Raw genomic sequence first — 16576 nt, forward strand, 5'->3', positions numbered from 1 at the left:
CAGCTCGTCCCCAGCCTGCTAATCAGCCACCTACCCAGCGAGCGCTCACGACTGGCCCGCGATCGGGCAAGCGGAGCGAAGTCATGCGGGACCATTCGTTCGGCGTCAGCTGTTTGCATCGGCCGCGATAGATCGTGCTTGCCTTGGCTGTCGATTGGCCACTTCGCCTTTCCAACAGATCCTGACCGCCTCGGGTCGGTAGCGCGAACTCCATAGACGCGGGGGAGCGTCATCAGTGATCCCGAAATGCCGGACCGAGTCCGCACCATGTCGATCATTCCCACGTCATGGCGCGCCTCCACGCAGTGACGGAAATTAGGGATCACCTGAAGAGGTGGCGCCAGTCAGACGATACAGTCGAGGGCCCGCCCCGTAAGACCGTCGCCGCATCGACCGAGGCCTAAGTTGAGGTCGGGGCCAGAGTTGAAGATGAAGGCTAGAAGCCGAAGTCCGTCTGAACTGGATCCGGACCACGTGAACGTCGTCGCGGCTTGCGCGCCGCCACTGCGGGCGGCGTACACGGTGGAGGTGGAGGTGGCGTTGGGGATTGCGGCGGAACCGACCCCGTCGTCGCCGAACCGGGCGCCCGCTCGCGGGACGGACCGTTCTCCCGCGACGACAGTGGCATGCCCGGCAGACGCGGCGGGCTCGGCGGGCTCGGCGGGCTGAAACGCCGCTCGCCGCCCGGCGCTCGGCCGGGAACCGGTTCGGCGCCTCGCCTCGCCCTTTTCCAGGCGTTCAATTCGCTTTCCCGCCATCCGACCCGACCTGGGGACACGGGTATGGGCCAAGGGAAGAGTCCTGCCCGCTGCATGCGCAAGGCCGTCGTTCGGCTGAAGCCGACGAGGTTTTGAACCTCGGGCCAGAGCAAAAGCCGGTCATCCGGACCGCCGGGCTGGACGCCGTCGTCGTTTAACCGGAACGGGGTCGCCCGGCCTCTTGGAGGCGGAACCGGCGTCGATTCCGCGCGGTCGAGGATCACGTCCGTCACGATCCGCTCCCTCACCGCCTTCGGATGGGCGGAGAAGAGGTTGGGGCCGTCGGATCGGGGCGTCCGATCAGACACGGCGTCGGCTCTGGGCGGCGGCGGGGGCGCCGGTGCGGAGCCCCAATATCTGGGCCGCCGCCCAGGCTTCGAGCAGATTGCGGGGATAGAAGGGTTTTGAACGGACGTGGAGACACGGAGGTCCGTCCGACCGGGTGGACCAAAGCCGCGCCAGCGGGGCCGGCTTGAGCCGGATGCCCCGCTGCGCCAGGAAGGCGGAGGTCTCGGCGCGCGTCAGGAGCGCGCCCTCCTCCACCGCCGAAAACGCGGGCTCCGTCACCATTGGGAGCCTCCCGTAGGCTGGCATTGCTGGACGGTGAGGATCCGCCGGCCCGCCGTCAGGGCGGAGGTAGCAGCCCAGAACGCTCGCGACGTACTGGCGGGTTTCGGCGATGTCGGGGATCTGTCCGAGCCGGGCCACCCGGGGGGTCCGGCGTTGTAGGCGGCCAGAGCCAGCCGCACGTCGCCGAACCGGACGAGTTGCTGCGCCAGATAGGCCACGCCGCCGCGCACGTTCTCCTCCGGCTCCAAACGATTCGGAACTTGAAGATCGGCGGCTGTCCCGGGCATCAATTGGGTCAGGCCACAGGCGCCGGCGATCAAACAGGCCTCGGGTCGATAGGCGCTTTCAACAATGACGACGGCGTGAAGCAGCTTCTCGTCGAGGCCGTGTCGCCGCGCGGCGGCCTCCACAGCCGCCTGGTAAGGCTGGCTGAGCGCCGCGATCCTGTCGCTCAGCGCTTCGAACTCACCGACGCCCTCCCTGTCCTCAGACGAGAAGCCGAACAGTCCGCCGCCGGCGGCGGACCAGTCCACGGCCTGGGCCCGTGCCGGTCCAATGCCCATAGTCGGGCTGACGAGGCACAGGAGGAGGGCCGCGCGGCTGGCATACCTCACCACAGACGAACGTCCGGCTTGGCCACTCTGGCTGGCAACTGAGCGCCAACGGCGGTCATGTGGACTATGCCGGATAGAGGACATTCGCGCGTGGATCTGAGGCACGCTTTCGGGCGCGATGCATGCTTTTCAAACCCACCCTTAGCAGACATGACCGGGCCCGTTTCAGGCCCGGTCGAGAGTCACAGATCGATCTGCTCTGACATCTCCAGGGCGTCGTCCACCTCGATGCCGAGGTATCGGACAGTGCTCTCCAGTTTCCGGTGACCCAATAGGAGTTGGCAAGCCCGCAGGTTACCGGTCTCCTTGTAGACGAGAGACACCTTAGTGCGGCGGAGGCTGTGAGTTCCGTACCCTGCGATTCGAGGTCGATCATCCGAATCCATTGATCGACGAGCCGGGCGTCCTGTCGGGCGCCGATGTGCTGCCCCGGCCGGCTACGACTGGGGAACAGCCAGTCCTCATCGCGCTGACCCCGGACCTTTAACCAGGCAGCGATTGCGTTACGCGCGGCCTCTGTGATTTCGAACGGCACAGGCCTACCCGTCTTCTGCTGGATGACGAATGAGCGCTGGCGGAAGGCCCAGATGTGCTTTGGCTTGAGCGGCGCCTCGGGGCCGATCAGACCAGCCCGTGTTCCATGGCGCTTGGGTTGGATGAATAGGTCAGACTGGCGCATGGCCAACCTCCATTGAGGTCGCCTCCATGTGCGTTGCCATTCTATGACCACAGCAGCTCTCAGCGCCGTCGGCGGTCAGGTCTTTAACCCAAAGAGCATCTTCAGATAATCGCCATGGCGCCGCCGTCCCGCCTCGGCTACCGGTCGGCTGAATCAAGTGGCAAGCCGATACCCAATGCCTGGTTCGGTGACGAGCAAAGCGGGCTGGGCTGGGTCTTTCTCCAGCTTGTGCCGGAGTTGGCCGATCACGACACGCAGATACTGGACGTCGTGCAGGTGGCCGGCGCCCCAGACGGTCTTCAGCAGATCGACATGGCCCAGCACCTTGCCGGCGTTGCGCGCCAGATAGGCCAGGACGTCGTACTCCTTGGGCCGCAGCTTCACCCGCTCGCCGGCGCGGGTGACGATCCGGCGGTCCAGATCGATTATGACATCCTCCGCCGTGACCACCCCGCCAGCGACCGGCGTCAGCATGCCTTGGCGCAAGCCTGCGCGGATGCGCGCCAGCAATTCGCCGACGCCGAATGGCTTTTCCACATAGTCATTGGCCCCCAGGTCCAAGGCCGCAATTTTTTCCGCCTCGCGGTCGCGTGCGGACAGGATGATGATCGGTCCCTTGTAGAACTCACGCGCGCGGGTCAGCACGTCCTTGCCGTCCATATCGGGCAGGCCCAGGTCCAGGACCACGGCGTCGGGGTTCCACAGGGCGATGGCGCGCAGGCCTTCCTGTCCGCTGTCGGCGCGCTTGGGTTCATAGCCGGCGGCGTCGAGCGCAGGCGACAGAAACCGGTGGATTTGTGGTTCGTCGTCGATGACCAGAATCTGGGGGCGAACGGCGGTCATCACAGCAGATCCGGATGGGTGGCGATGGACTTGGGCAGGCTGATCAGAATTCGAGTTCCGCGCTTTTCACCGTCCGGTCCGTCCTGGATCGGGCTGGCGGCGGCGATGCGGCCGCGCATGGCCTCGACGAAGCCCTTGGCGATGGCGAGCCCCAGGCCGGCCCCTTTTGCACGGTCGGTGGATTCCTCCATACGCCGAAACTTGTCGAACACCCTTTCCAGCTCCGCAGTCGGGATGCCCCTGCCCTCGTCCTCGATGGAGATGACGACGGCGCCGCGATCCTCATAAGCCGCCAGTTCGATGGTCGTGCCGTCGGGGCTGTAGGCGATGGCGTTTTCCAGAATGTTGACCACCGCCTGTTCCAAGAGGCCCGGATCGGCCTCGACCATGCTGAGCTGGGCGGGAAAGTCTCGTGTGACCTTGCGCTGGCCCAGGCGGCGCGACACCCGGTCGGCGGCGGCGTTCAGGATGTCGCGCACATCGGTCCAGTCGGTGCGGACGTTCAGGCCGCCGCCCTCCAGCCGAGTCATGTCCAAAAGGTCGCCGACATAGCGCGACAGGCGCTCGGCCTCTTCTCGGATGCTCAGCAGCAGGTCGTCGCGGACCTCGGGCTTCAGGGTCGCACCATAGTCGATCAGCGTCGTCGCCGAGCCCAGGACGGTGGACAGGGGCGTGCGCAGATCGTGGCTGACCGAGTTCATCAGGGCGGCGCGGAAACGGTCGGCGCGGCGCAGGGTCTCGGTCTCCAGCGCCTGTCCCGCCAGGTCGGCGCGCTCCAGCGCCACGGCGCCCTGATCGAGCAGGGCCAGGGCCAGGCGCTCCTCGTCCGAACCGGCCGTCACGGCCGAGGCGTCGATGCCCGCCACCCCTGCCCGTCCCCGAACCCCCTGCAGGGGTTGGAACCGCCATCGGCTCTGCGGCAGGGTGCCGGTGCCGTGTCCGGCGACTTCGCCGTGCATCCAGGCCCAGCGAGCGGCGGCCATGGCGTCGGCGCCCAGGGTCGCGCCCTCCGGACTGGCGGCCGTCAGCACAATGTCGTCGCCGTCCGGCAGCAGGACCACGGCCCCTGCCCCCGCCGCCGCAGACGCCTGTTCGGCCAGGCTTCGGGCCGTTCCGGCGCGATCCTGGGCCGCAGACAGGGTCTGGCTGGCGGCCAGCAGGGCCGAGACGGCGGCGGCGCGCCTCTGGGCCGCCCGCGCCTGTTCGCGCACCCGTCCCGCCAGTGCCCCGGCGCCCAGGGCCACGGCCCAGAACAGCACCAGGGTGAGAAAGTCGGTGGGGGACCCGATTAGGAAGCTGTAACGCGGCTGAAGGAACAGGAAGTTGTAGGTCAGAAAGGCCAGGGTCGCGGCCGCCAGGGCCGGCCGCAGCCCGTTCAGCACCGCAGCCGCCACGACCGCCGCCAGATAGATGACCCCCAGATCGACGCGCTCGAACCGCGTATCCAGCAGCAGGGCGATACCGGTCGCCGCCCCGATCAACCCGGCGCTCCCGCCATAGGCGCGCCAATCCACGGCGCTGCGCGACCCTGAACGCATCGCCGGTTCGGGCGCAGCCAGATCGCCTTCGGTCACCACATGGACCGCGACGCCCTGGGCCTTACGCAGCAGTTCGGTCGCCAGCGCCCGGCCGGTCCATTCGGCGAACCGCCCGCCCCGCGTCTTGCCGATGACGATCTGGGTGACGTTGTTGCGGTGGGCGTGATCCAGGACGGCGCGCACCACGTCGTCGCCGCTCAGCGTCACCGGGCGCGCCCCCAGTTGCTCGGCCAGTTTGAAGGCCTCGGACAGGCGCGCCATGGAGCGAGCGTCAGAGCGCGAGCCCGACGGCCGTTCCACATGGGCCACCGACCAAGGGGCGTTCATCATCATGTCCGACATGCGCCGCCCGGTCCGCACCAGAGACGCGCTCATCGCATCGCCGCCCACCAGGACCAGGATCCGCTCGCCCGCCGCCCAGGGCCCGGACACGCCGCGATCCCGCAGATGCGACAGCAGTTGATCGTCCACCGTCTGGGCCGCGCGGCGCAGGGCCAGTTCGCGCAGGGCCGTCAGATTCTCAAGCTTGAAGAAGTTCTCGGACGCCACCCGCGCCGTCTCGGGCACATAGACCTTGCCCTCGGCCAGGCGAGCGCGGAGGTCCTCGGGCGTGATGTCCACCACCTCGATGTCGTCGGCTTCGGTCAGGAGGCTGTCGGGCACCGTTTCGCGCTGACGCACGCCGGTGATGCGCAGGATAACGTCGGAGAGGCTTTCCAGATGCTGGATGTTCAGCGTCGTCCAGATGTCGATCCCGGCGTCGCGCAGCTCTTCCACGTCCTGCCAGCGTTTCGGATGGCGCGAACCCGGCGCGTTGGAATGGGCGTACTCATCAACCAGCAGCAGACCGGGGCGGCGCGCCAGGGCGCCGTCGAGATCGAACTCCATCAGCGACCGCCCACGATGGTCGATCGGCGCGCGCGGCATGACCTCCAGCCCGCGCAGCAGACTCATAGTCTCCTTGCGGCCGTGGGTCTCAACCAGACCCACGACGACATCCAGCCCCTCAGCCTTTCGGCGACGAGCGGCGCGCAGCATTTCATAGGTCTTGCCCACGCCGGGCGACATGCCCAGAAACACCTTCAGCCGCCCGCGCTTGCGGCGCGGAACGGCTGAAGTCGCGGGCGTTTCGGGCGCCGTCTCGGGCAATCAGCCCTCCACGCCGAAGCGGGCGTCTAGCGCGCGATTGGTCAGCAGGACATTGACGCGCGGCTGGCCGATGAAGCCGAGGAAGGCCCCCTCGGTCTGCGCGTCGATGATCGTCTGGACCTGCTGCACGGAAACGCCTCTGGCGCGGGCGATCCGCGCGGCCTGAAGCCGAGCGTAGGCCGGGGACACGTCCGGGTCGAGGCCAGAACCCGAGGTCGTCACCGCATCGGCGGGGATGACGCCGGGACCGTCCTCGGCGCGGATGGCCTGGGCGCTTTCGGCGACCCGCGCCGCCAGGTCCGGGTTCAACGGCCCCATGTTCGAGCCCGACGAGGCGGCGGCGTCATAGCCGTCGCCCGCAGCCGAGGGGCGCGGATGCAGATAGGTCGAACCCGCGAACGGCTGTCCGATCAGGGCCGAGCCAACGACCCGACCGCCGGCGTCGCGCACCAGGCTGCCGTTGGCCTGGCTGGGGAAGGCGATCTGGGCGATCCCCGTCACCGCCAGCGGATAAGCCAGCCCCAGCAGGAGGGTGAAAAGAGCCATCATCACGATGGCTGGACGCAGTTGGTTGACCATGGTCCTCGCCTCAGAAGGTCACCTTCAGCGTCGCTATGGCGCGCGCGCCGTAGAGATCGCCGAAGTCGTGTTGATCGGTGTCGTGATAGCGCAGGTCGACGGCCAGGGTGTCGGTCAGCTGATAGGCCGCGCCCAGGTTCCAGGTGGTGTAGTCTAGGTCCGAAGACACCCACTGACGCCCGACGGCGCCAGAAACAGTCCATTTCTCGGCTGGGCTGACGGCGCCGTTGATCTCCGCATAGGACGCCTCGTCCTCCGATGCGCCGAAGAAGTCGGGTGAATAATAGACCGCCGCTCCCAGGGTCGCGGGACCTACAGCGCGCGAGGCCGCCGCTTTCAGCTCGACATAGTCATAGTCCGCGCCGTCCGGCTGGCCGGCGTACAGATAGCCGATGACGCCGAAGTCCAGGGCATAGCCCGCCACCTCGGGCCGATAGCCGGCGTAGAGATCGACCTCGGCGTGGGTGTCGTCGCCGAAATCGACATTGGAGGCCCAGCCGCCGGCGTAGAAGCCATTGCGGGTCAGATCGACGCCCGCCGAGATCGCCGGATCTTCCTGCGTCTGGCTGACGCCGCGGAAGACATAGTCGGACGTCAGGGCGACGTTTGCCGAAACATCCTGCGCCTTGGCCTCGCTGCATAGGCCCAGGCCTGCGATTGCGGCGATACTGGCGGCGGCGAACCAGGCGTCGTTACGGCCGGAGGCCTTGTTGAGACGATTACGCATGGAGATATCCTTGGAAGCGCTCATCAGGCCAGGCCCAGCGCGGAAATGACGAGATCGATCAGCTTGATGCCGACGAACGGCGCGATCAGACCGCCCACGCCGTAGATCAGCAGGTTGCGACCCAGCAGGGCGCCGGCGCCGATGGCCCGGTATTTGACGCCCTTCAGCGCCAGCGGGATCAGGGCGACGATGATCAGGGCGTTGAAGATCACCGCCGACAGTATGGCGCTTTCGGGACTGTGCAGACGCATCACGTTCAGCGCGCCGAGCGACGGCAGGGCGACCACGAACATGGCCGGGATGATGGCGAAATACTTGGCCACGTCGTTGGCGACCGAGAAGGTGGTCAGGGCGCCGCGCGTGATCAGCAGTTGCTTGCCGACCTCGACGATCTCGATGACCTTGGTCGGATCGCTGTCCAGATCGACCATATTGCCGGCCTCGCGCGCGGCCTGGGCGCCGGTCTGCATGGCCACCCCGACATCGGCCTGGGCCAGGGCGGGCGCGTCATTGGCGCCGTCGCCGCACATGGCGACCAGACGGCCCTTGGCCTGTTCGGCCTTGATCAGGCGCATCTTGTCCTCGGGCGTCGCCTCGGCGAGGTAGTCGTCCACCCCGGCTTCCGAGGCGATGGCCGCCGCCGTCACCGGATTGTCGCCGGTGATCATGACGGTGCGCAGGCCCATGCGACGCAGGTCGGCGAAGCGCGCCTTCACGCCCGGCTTGACCACGTCCTTCAGGTGGATGACGCCGACCAGCACGCCGTTCTGGGTCACGGCCAGGGGCGTGCCGCCCGAACGGGCGATCCGGTCCACCGCCTGACGGAACTCGGCGGGAGCCGCGCCGTCGGACAGGTTCAGATCCTTCAACACCGCATCGACCGCGCCCTTCCTCCAGCTGTCCTTGCCGACGTCCAGGCCCGACTGGCGGGTGACGGCGGTGAAGGGGATGGCGACGGCGCCGACAGGTTGTTCGACCGAGACGCCTGCGTTGCGGCCCAGCTCGACGATGGACCGGCCCTCAGGCGTCTCGTCGGCCAGGGACGCCATGACGGCCGCGGCCAGGGCGGCCTCGGGGCGCACGCCGGGAACCGGGATGACCTCGGTCGCCATGCGGTTGCCGAAGGTGATGGTGCCGGTCTTGTCGAGCAGCAGGGTGTCGACGTCGCCTGCCGCCTCCACCGCACGGCCCGAGGTGGCCAGCACGTTCACCTTCAGCAACCGGTCCATGCCGGCGATGCCGACGGCGGACAGCAGGCCCCCGATCGTGGTTGGGATCAGGGTGATGAACAGGGCGCCCAGCACCATCGGGTCCAGATCGACGCCCGAATAGGCGCCCAGGCCCACCAGGGTCACGACCGCGATCAGGAAGATCAGGGTCAGGCCGACCAACAGCACGGCCAGAGCCAGTTCGTTCGGCGTCTTGCGTCGATCCGCGCCCTCGACCATGGCGATCATGCGGTCCAGGAAGGTCGAGCCCGGCTTGGCGGTGATGCGCACCTTGATCCAGTCGGACACCACGGTGGTGCCGCCGGTCACCGCCGAACGGTCGCCGCCGCTTTCGCGGATCACCGGGGCGCTCTCGCCGGTGATGGCGGCCTCGTTGACCGAGGCCACGCCCTCGATGATCTCGCCGTCCGAGGCGATGACATCGCCGGCCTCGACCAGGATGACGGATCCGATCTCAAGATCCGACGCATTGGTCGGGATCACCATGCCGGTCTCGGGATCGACGATCAGCTTGGCCTTGGTTGTGACGCGGGTGGCGCGCAGACTATCGGCCGCCGCCTTGCCCCGCCCTTCGGCGACGCTTTCGGCGACATTGGCGAACAGGACCGTGGCCCACAGCCACAGCGCCAGTTGCACCGCAAAGCCCGCCGATTGACCGCCGGCCATGGCCGCCGCCGCCGAGATCGTGGACAGAAGCGCCACGATCCAGGTGGTGAAGATAACCGGGTTCTTGACCAGTTTGACCGGGTTCAGCTTGACGAAGGCGTCGCCGACTGCGCGCCCGATCATCGCCCCGGAGAGACCGCCCGCGAGGGGCGACGCACCGCCGCCCTCGCGGGGATCGAGTGTGATTTGTGTCATGTCAGGATGTCCGAAGGATCAGGCGCCGGCGACCGCCGCGAGCACCTGGAAGTGCTCGACGATCGGTCCCAGGGCGAGGGCGGGTAGGAACTGCAGGCCGCCGAGGATGAGGATCACGCCGATCAGCAGGCCGATGAACAGGCCGTTGTCGGTGGGCAGTGCGCCGGCGCTGGGCGCCAGCTTGGGCTTGACGACCAAACTGCCGGCGATGGCCAGAACGGCGACGGCCGGAACAAACCGACCGAACAGCATCCCCAGACCCAGGGTCGTGTTCCACCAGGGGGCGTTGGCGGTCAGACCCGCAAAGGCAGAGCCGTTGTTCGCCGCCGCCGAGGTGTAGGCGTAGAGGATCTCCGAAAGGCCATGCGGGCCGTCGTTCAGCAGCCCCGCCAAGGCGTTGGGGAACACTGCACTGACCGCCGCGAAGCCCAGGATGGCCAGCGGCAGAACCAGCACCGCGATCATGGCGAACTGGATCTCGCGCGCCTCGATCTTCTTGCCCAGATATTCGGGCGTCCGTCCGACCATCAGGCCGGCGACGAAGACCGACAGCAGGGCCATGACCACCATGATGGCGATGCCCGACCCGATCCCGCCGGGCAGGATCTCGCCCAGCTGCATCAGGAACATCTGCAAGGCCCCGCCCAGCGGCATATAGCTGGCGTGCATCGAATTGACCGAGCCGTTCGAGGCGCCGGTCGTGACCACGGACCAGACGGTCGAGGCGGGCGCGCCGAAGCGGACCTCCTTGCCCTCCATATTGACCGAGGCGTCCACCTGGGCCGCGACCAGGGCCGGGGCCGGCTGGGTCTCAATCACATACATGGCCGCGCTGGCGACGCTCAGCAGGATCAGCGCCGCCGCCGCAAGAGCGCGGACGTCGCGTCCCGCCAGAGCCGTGCGGCCGAAGGCGAAGAAGGCCGCCCAACCCATGACGTTGATCGCCACGGCGCTGAGAAGATTGGTGATGGCGTTGGGGTTCTCGAAGGGATGGGCGCCGTTGACGTTGAAGACGCCGCCGCCGTTGATGCCCAACTGTTTGATCGCCACCTGGCTGGCCGCCGGAAACAGCGGCAGGCTCTGGGACCCGCCCTCGACGCCTGTCGCCTGAACGTTCGCCGCCAGGCTCTGCACAACGCCCAGTCCGCCCAGAACGACCGCCAGCACGAAGGCGGCGGGCAGCAGCACATAGAGGGTGGTCCGCGTCAGGTCGGCCCAGAAGTTGCCGACGCCCTCGCCGCGATGGGCGACGAAGGCCCGCGCCAGGGCCGCCGCTATGGTCGCCCCGGTCGCAGCCGACACGAAGTTCTGTACCGTCAGCCCGACCATTTGGCTGAAGGTCGACATCGTCGCCTCCCCGCCATAGCTCTGCCAGTTGGTGTTGGTGACAAAGCTGACGGCGGTGTTGAAGGCCAGGTGCGGCGACACGCCCGCAAACCCCTGCGGGTTCAGCGGCAGCAAGCCCTGCAGACGCAGGATGGCGTACAGCAGCACAAAGCCCGCCAGGTTGAAGGCCAGCAGGGCGCCGGCATATGCCAGCCAGCCTTGGCTGCGTTTCGGATCGACGCCCGCCGCGCCGTAAAAGACGGCCTCGACCGGCTTCAACATCGGGTCCAGCCAGGTCCGCTCGCCGTTCCAGACGCGCGACATATAAATGCCGATGGGCCAGCCGAGCATGACGGCCAGCCCAAGGGTCACGGCGATCTCGCCCCATCCTTGAATGTTCATGAAATCCGTCCCGGTTCCTCAGAACCGCTCGGGCCGCAGCAGCGCCGCGACCATGTAAACGGCGACGACAAGCGCCCCCGCCCCCCAGAGCATGGCGATCATCGTCACACCCGCTTCAACGCTGTGGCCAGCAGGGCGAAGACGGCGAACGCCCCTGCCCCGATCGCCAGAAAGATCACATCGGCCATGTCGGCCTCCTCGCTCAAAGTTCGAGCGGGACAGGACCATCAAGACGCATAATGGCGCGATGTGACTCCCAGCCCTTCGCCTAAAGGATTCATAAAAACCTGGATCTATCGGCCGGTCGCCTACTAGGCCTATCGCCTGGACGAAGAAGCGCGTCGTGGCTTCCCATTGGGAGTCTCCGTCGTCGATCCGTAGGAGAATTGGTCGCTTTTGCGAGGATGGACGTGACGTGACCCCCGTTTCTCATCCAGCCATAACGAGAGTCCTGGGTTGATCTGAGCTGGGGTTGTCGGGGTTTGCAAGAGGCCGGTCAGCGCAGCCCCCAACCAGCGCAGCGGACCGGCCGATCTGTCCACTGAGCGCTTCTGCATAAGCCTGCGGCGTCAGCCACCCGAGCTTCGAGTGCGGACGCCGCTCGTTGTAGTCGCGCCGCCAGGCTTCCAGCACCGCGCGGGCGTGCGGCAGGGATCGGAACAGCGTCTCGTTCAGCAGCTCGTCACGCAGGCGTCCGTTGAAGCTCTCGTTGAAGCCGTTCTGCTGGGGCTTGCCGGGCGCGATGTAATGCCAGCCGACGCCGGTGTCGTCGGCCCAGGCCAGGACCGCGTTCGAGGTGTATTCCGTCCCGTTGTCGCTGACGATGGTGTCGGGCCGGCCCCGCTGCCGAATGACGGCGTCCAACTCCCGCACGACCCGCGCGCCCGACAGCGAGGTGTCGGCCACCAGCGCCAGGCATTCGCGGGTGCAGTTATCGATCACCGTCAGGATGCGGAAGCGCCGCCCGTCCGTCATCTGGTCGGCGACGAAGTCCAGCGACCAGCGCTGGTTGGCCACCAGCGGCAGGTCCAGTGGTCGCCGCATGCCCATCGCTCGCTTCCGACCGCCGCGCCGGCGCACCGTCAGTCGCTCCTCGCGATAGATCCGCTGAACCCTCTTCCTGTTGACCGCATGGCCTTCGCGTCGCAGCAGGACGTGCAGGCGGCGATAGCCGAACCGGCGACGCTCCTGGGCGAGGGCCTTCAGCCGGTCGCGCAGGGCGCCGTCGTCCGGGCGCGTCGCCTGATAGCGCACGCTCGTCCGATCGACGCCCAGGACACGGCACGCCCGCCGTTCGCTCATCTCGTAGGCAGCCTGCAGATGACCAGCCGCCTCGCGCCAACCGGCGGGCGTCACCACTTTTTTCCCAGCAGGTCCTTCAGCGCCACGTTGTCCAGCATCGCGTCCGCCAGCATCCGCTTCAGCCGGGCATTCTCATCCTCGAGCGCCTTCAGCCGCCGAGCCTCCGACACGTCGAGCCCGCCGAACTTGGCCTTCCACTTGTAAAAGGTCGCAGAGCTGACCCCGTGCCGCCGGCACACCTCCGCCGTCGCCACACCGGCCTCCTGCTCCCGCAGGATCCCGATGATCTGCTCTTCTGTGAACCTTGATCGCTTCATTCTGTCCGTCCTTCGTTGGGCGGACTCTAGCTATTCCTGGCGGAGTTTCAGGGGATCACGTCAGACGGCGTCCCCTATGGATCGATCCACTTGCCCTACGCCAAGGCCCCGACTTCCCATTGACCGGGAACTTCCGTGACGAAAACGATGCTCAATGTCTATCAGCAGCAGACCATAGTTCAGCGGCTGTCAAAAGCTGTGAAGGGAGAGACCATGCGGACGGTCGACGGATGGAGTCTGGCGACGCTGATGTTGGCGCTGTGCTTGCCGACGCTAGCGCGTGCACAGGATCAGGAATGCGGGGACATCCGGGCGATCGTTCGTCAAGCCTACCCCAGTGCGGTCTCGGACGGTGAGCGCACTATGAGAACTGGAAATCGCACGCTCACCCTGCCCCCACCCTCGTCGATAAACCCTCACGCCATCGTCTGTCGTCGCTGGCGGGGAAGGCCAGGACTGCTTCTGGTCGCCATCCCGCTTATTGCTGAGGTTGGCGTGGATTCGACGCTGGGTGATCTTGATGTGCTCGTCGTCGACGAGCCAACCGGCACGCCGCGCCATCGGCTCCGCATTCCCCACGCCATGGACGACGACGCCGTCCGGATTTCCCGGATTTCTTTCGACACTGCGCCATACCGCCTCGAGCCAGATCGACTGGCGTTTGGCGTGAGACGCGAATGGGTCGGCAGTTCGCGCCCTAACCCGTTCATGGAAACCACGCTGTCCCTCTACGAGCCGCGGGGCGCAGCCCTCGCGTCAGTCTTGGACGACCTGATCGTCCAACGCAGTCAAGGGCAATGGGATCTGTCCTGCGCCGGCGAGACTGTTGTGACCGAGCGGATTCTTCGAATGATCCCGGGCCAGAAGGGGCAGGATATTTCGGTGCTGGAGCGGATCACTCAGAGCACGTCTAGGGAGGCCAAGAACGGTGAGTGCAGCACGACCGACCAAGCGGTCGCGCCTCGCACGATCCGCCTTTCATTTGACGGCAAGCGCTATGACGTTCCCCGCCTGATCCAGCGACGCTAGCCATCTGGTCATAAGGCGACGCGAACGGCGATCTTGATGTCGCTGGTGCGCCACGACAGGTCATCCCTCCCGCGTCATGTCGCTGGACTTGATGGGACGGCGACGGGCTTCTTGGGCGGACGGGCGATCGCCTCGGCCCTTTCCAGAAGGCTCTCCGTTCTGAGGAGGCGATCGTGATCCGTGTGGATCATCCCCCGCACGATGTAGCTGCCGAGCAGGACGCCGAACCCGATAATGGCCAGCTCCGGGGCGAGGCCGGTGGCGAGCGCGCCGAGGGCCCCGGCCGGATCGCCCCCTTCCACGGCGGACCTGAGATTGGCGGCCGCTCCGACCGCAAGCTCTCCCTCCGGAGAGACGATGAACCGTACGGCGGCCGCGCTCGTCGCGATGAGACCAACGGCGATCGGTAGCTTGTCCGGGGTGCGCGCGTTGAGCTTCAACTCGAGACGCACGGATTTCAGCCGACTTGTGATCTCGTCCTTCGAGAACTGATCCGCTACCTCCCCGGCAAAGGAAGCCGCCAAATCGTGGCTGCGCTGGAACCGCCCCTGTGATCTCGCATGAAGTTCCCGGACAAGGACGCCGAAGCTGAAGACCCAGCTTAGGCCCACGAGACCGAGCCCCAGCAGGAAGGCTCCGGCAACGACCGGCTTGAGCCACGCTCTGATCGTCGCCGCGTTCAGGGCGAGAAGCCCACCCAGTATCGTGACGATCAGCGCCCCGACACCGATCACCATCATCCATTTCAACACAGTCTCAAACCGTCCCTCCGGAGCGGAGGTCCGGTTGGCGCGGCACAAGGCGTCTATCGAATAGTCGGAGTTCTTGCCTGTCATGGCGGCGGTGTGGCCTCAGAACGTAAACTTTGAGTTGCGCTCCACAGCGCGCCCCTCAACCGTCGTCCAACACGAACACCTTGTGAGGGCCGGTTGCTCCGGCCGAGGCGCCACCATGGCGCGCGACAGTCTGGCGGAACAGGTGCAGCTCAAGGAGGCCGAGATCCGCTCCACCTAACTGCGCCTCAGAGAGCAGGAGCGAATGATCGCCATCAATGAGGAGCGCCAGCGCCGGGTGCCGACATGCACGACGGAGTCGGCGGCCATCTGGTCTCGCTGGCCCAGTTGAGAGGCGGCGCGCCCGATGTCGAAACCCTGCGCCAGGGCGTGCGGATCGCCATCGACGATCTGCGGCTGATCATCGACTCGATGAATGGCGTGGATGACTCGCTGGAGGTCGCCATCGCCATTTTCCATGAGCGCATGGCGCCCCGCCTGCGTCTGGTGGGTATCGAACTGACCTGGACCGCCGCGCCGGGCGCGCCCGTCGAGGGTTTCAGTCCGGAGGCCAGGATCAACATCTACCGTATTCTTCAGGAGGCGATCACCAACGCGGTCAAACACGCCCAGGCGTCCCGCGTGGACATCCGCCTTGAGAGCGAGTCCGAGGCCGTCGTCATATCGGTCTCGGACGACGGCATGGACCTGCCGCCAAGGCTGCGGGATGGCGGCAAGGGCCTGCCCAACATGAAACGCCGCGCGGAACGGATCGGCGGAACCTGAATCTGGTCCCGCTGAACCCCGGACTTTCAGTTCGGCTGCGGGCGCCCCTGCCCACCTGGTTCGCACGCCGCCCGGAGATTATGCCCCAGTTTTTAGCTCGACCTGCCTCAGCCGTAACGCCTCGGCCTCGTCTGAAGTCAGCGGCAACAAGGCCATGGCGTCGTTCAGATAGGCGTCCAGAGGGCCCGAGAACGGCCAGTCGGATCCTGGTACGAACCGATCGACGCCGATCCGTCGCATCAGATCGACCAGCCTTTCGCGATCTCCGGGCGGCGTGTCGGCGTCGAAGACCTGGGCCAGGTCGAAATAGAGGTCTGGAAAACGCTTGGGATCCGTCGCCAGCGACTGCCGGAAGGCCTCCAGCGCGTCCCAAGTGTTCGCATCCAGTCCGCCCCAGCCGCCCGAATGGGCGATGACCACCGGGACGCCGCGAGCATGGGGCAGAACCTGTTCGACAAAGATGCGCACATCCTGGGCGCCATAGTCGGAGGCGCGGGTTCGCATGTGGATCATGATGGTCAGGCCGGCGCCCGAGGCGGCGTCGAAGACGGCGGCAAGACGGCGAACCTGACCGGGGTCGCGAAGATCGACGCCCGAGTTGGTCAGATGCAGCTTCAATCCCTTTGCAAAAGGCTCGCCTTTCCACGCTTCGATTTCGGCCAGAGCCTCGGGCGCCAGCGGATTGACCGAGATGAAGGCGACCAGCCGCTCGGGATGCGCGGCCGCCGTGGCCACGGTGAAGGCGTTGGCGGCATGAACGCGGTCGGCCGCGTCGGCCAGGGGTGGAACCATCATCGGGCTCTCGGCCAGATAGGCCGTGGACATGATCCAAGCCGTCTGGACGCCCGTCTGGTCCATATCCGCCAGAAGATCTTTGGCCGTCAGTGGTTTGACGAAGGCCGGATCGCAGGCGCTGATCCGCCCCGGACTGTCGCAATAGGCCGTCAGAATCTCCCGAATGGGCGGGGCGTGGACATGGACATGATGGTCGGTACGAACCGGAAGACGGGTCTGGGACGTGGCGGGCGCCGCAGCGAGCACGACCAGGGCCGCGCTCGCCGCGACAAGGCGTTTGAAGAACATGGAGCGTGACT

At 66.7% G+C, this 16576-nt stretch carries 15 protein-coding genes; 2 read left to right on the top strand and 13 right to left on the bottom strand.

Going from position 1 to position 16576, the window contains the following annotated elements; all coding sequences use genetic code 11:
- Positions 1-436: 436 nt before the first annotated feature.
- From JL11_RS17270 to JL11_RS12415, 11 genes are all read right to left on the bottom strand, one after another.
- Positions 437-1066, bottom strand: coding sequence for a helix-turn-helix transcriptional regulator (locus JL11_RS17270; RefSeq protein WP_335337461.1), 630 nt, complete (start codon positions 1064-1066; stop codon positions 437-439).
- Complete coding sequence (locus JL11_RS12370; RefSeq protein ID WP_054765923.1) at positions 1059-1328, bottom strand: hypothetical protein; 270 nt, start codon at positions 1326-1328, stop codon at positions 1059-1061. The genes JL11_RS17270 and JL11_RS12370 overlap by 8 nt, the downstream gene beginning before the upstream one ends.
- Positions 1322-1861, bottom strand: coding sequence for a lytic transglycosylase domain-containing protein (locus tag JL11_RS12375; RefSeq protein ID WP_227975930.1), 540 nt, complete (start codon positions 1859-1861; stop codon positions 1322-1324). Before JL11_RS12375 ends, JL11_RS12370 begins: the two co-directional genes overlap by 7 nt.
- Positions 1862-2774: 913 nt before the next feature.
- On the bottom strand, positions 2775-3464 hold the full coding sequence (locus JL11_RS12385) for a response regulator (RefSeq protein WP_054765924.1): 690 nt from the start codon (positions 3462-3464) through the stop codon (positions 2775-2777).
- Positions 3464-6151: a sensor histidine kinase gene (locus JL11_RS12390; RefSeq protein WP_054765925.1), complete on the bottom strand. Its 2688-nt coding sequence runs from the start codon at positions 6149-6151 to the stop codon at positions 3464-3466. Before JL11_RS12390 ends, JL11_RS12385 begins: the two co-directional genes overlap by 1 nt.
- Positions 6152-6730, bottom strand: a complete 579-nt coding sequence (kdpC, locus tag JL11_RS12395; protein WP_054765926.1) for a K(+)-transporting ATPase subunit C — start codon at positions 6728-6730, stop codon at positions 6152-6154.
- Between the two features lie 10 nt (positions 6731-6740).
- A complete protein-coding gene (locus JL11_RS12400; RefSeq protein WP_054765927.1) occupies positions 6741-7457 on the bottom strand; it encodes a TorF family putative porin in 717 nt (238 codons plus the stop codon).
- A 23-nt stretch (positions 7458-7480) separates the two neighbouring features.
- A complete protein-coding gene (kdpB, locus tag JL11_RS12405; protein ID WP_054765928.1) occupies positions 7481-9547 on the bottom strand; it encodes a potassium-transporting ATPase subunit KdpB in 2067 nt (688 codons plus the stop codon).
- An 18-nt stretch (positions 9548-9565) separates the two neighbouring features.
- The gene (gene kdpA / locus JL11_RS12410) at positions 9566-11275 is read right to left on the bottom strand and encodes a potassium-transporting ATPase subunit KdpA (protein WP_054765929.1); all 1710 of its coding nucleotides are present in this window, start codon (positions 11273-11275) and stop codon (positions 9566-9568) included.
- 18 nt (positions 11276-11293) lie between these two features.
- Complete coding sequence (locus tag JL11_RS17750) at positions 11294-11377, bottom strand: potassium-transporting ATPase subunit F (RefSeq protein ID WP_082503478.1); 84 nt, start codon at positions 11375-11377, stop codon at positions 11294-11296.
- Positions 11378-11704: 327 nt separating this feature from the next.
- Positions 11705-12894, bottom strand: a protein-coding gene (locus JL11_RS12415) for an IS3 family transposase (RefSeq protein ID WP_156314186.1) whose coding sequence is annotated in 2 segments (ribosomal slippage) — positions 11705-12642 and positions 12642-12894 — 1191 coding nt in all. Because the reading frame shifts where the segments join, the coding sequence is not laid out codon by codon here.
- Positions 12895-13029: 135 nt separating this feature from the next.
- Between JL11_RS12415 and JL11_RS12425 the strand changes: the two genes are divergently transcribed.
- Positions 13030-13923, top strand: a complete 894-nt coding sequence (locus JL11_RS12425) for a hypothetical protein (protein WP_156314198.1) — start codon at positions 13030-13032, stop codon at positions 13921-13923.
- Between the two features lie 74 nt (positions 13924-13997).
- Here JL11_RS12425 and JL11_RS12430 read toward each other — a convergent pair whose 3' ends face one another.
- Positions 13998-14759, bottom strand: a complete 762-nt coding sequence (locus JL11_RS12430; protein ID WP_054765931.1) for a hypothetical protein — start codon at positions 14757-14759, stop codon at positions 13998-14000.
- 243 nt (positions 14760-15002) lie between these two features.
- On the opposite strand from JL11_RS12430, the gene JL11_RS12440 reads away from it, so the two are divergent.
- Positions 15003-15482, top strand: coding sequence for a sensor histidine kinase (locus tag JL11_RS12440; RefSeq protein WP_054765933.1), 480 nt, complete (start codon positions 15003-15005; stop codon positions 15480-15482).
- Positions 15483-15560: 78 nt separating this feature from the next.
- Here JL11_RS12440 and JL11_RS12445 read toward each other — a convergent pair whose 3' ends face one another.
- Entirely contained in the window at positions 15561-16565 is a 1005-nt protein-coding gene (locus JL11_RS12445) for an amidohydrolase family protein (RefSeq protein WP_054765934.1), read from the bottom strand.
- Between the last annotated feature and the right edge of the window lie 11 nt (positions 16566-16576).

Origin of the sequence: Brevundimonas sp. DS20 (assembly GCF_001310255.1) — a bacterium.
In the GTDB taxonomy this organism is placed as follows: domain Bacteria; phylum Pseudomonadota; class Alphaproteobacteria; order Caulobacterales; family Caulobacteraceae; genus Brevundimonas; species Brevundimonas aurantiaca.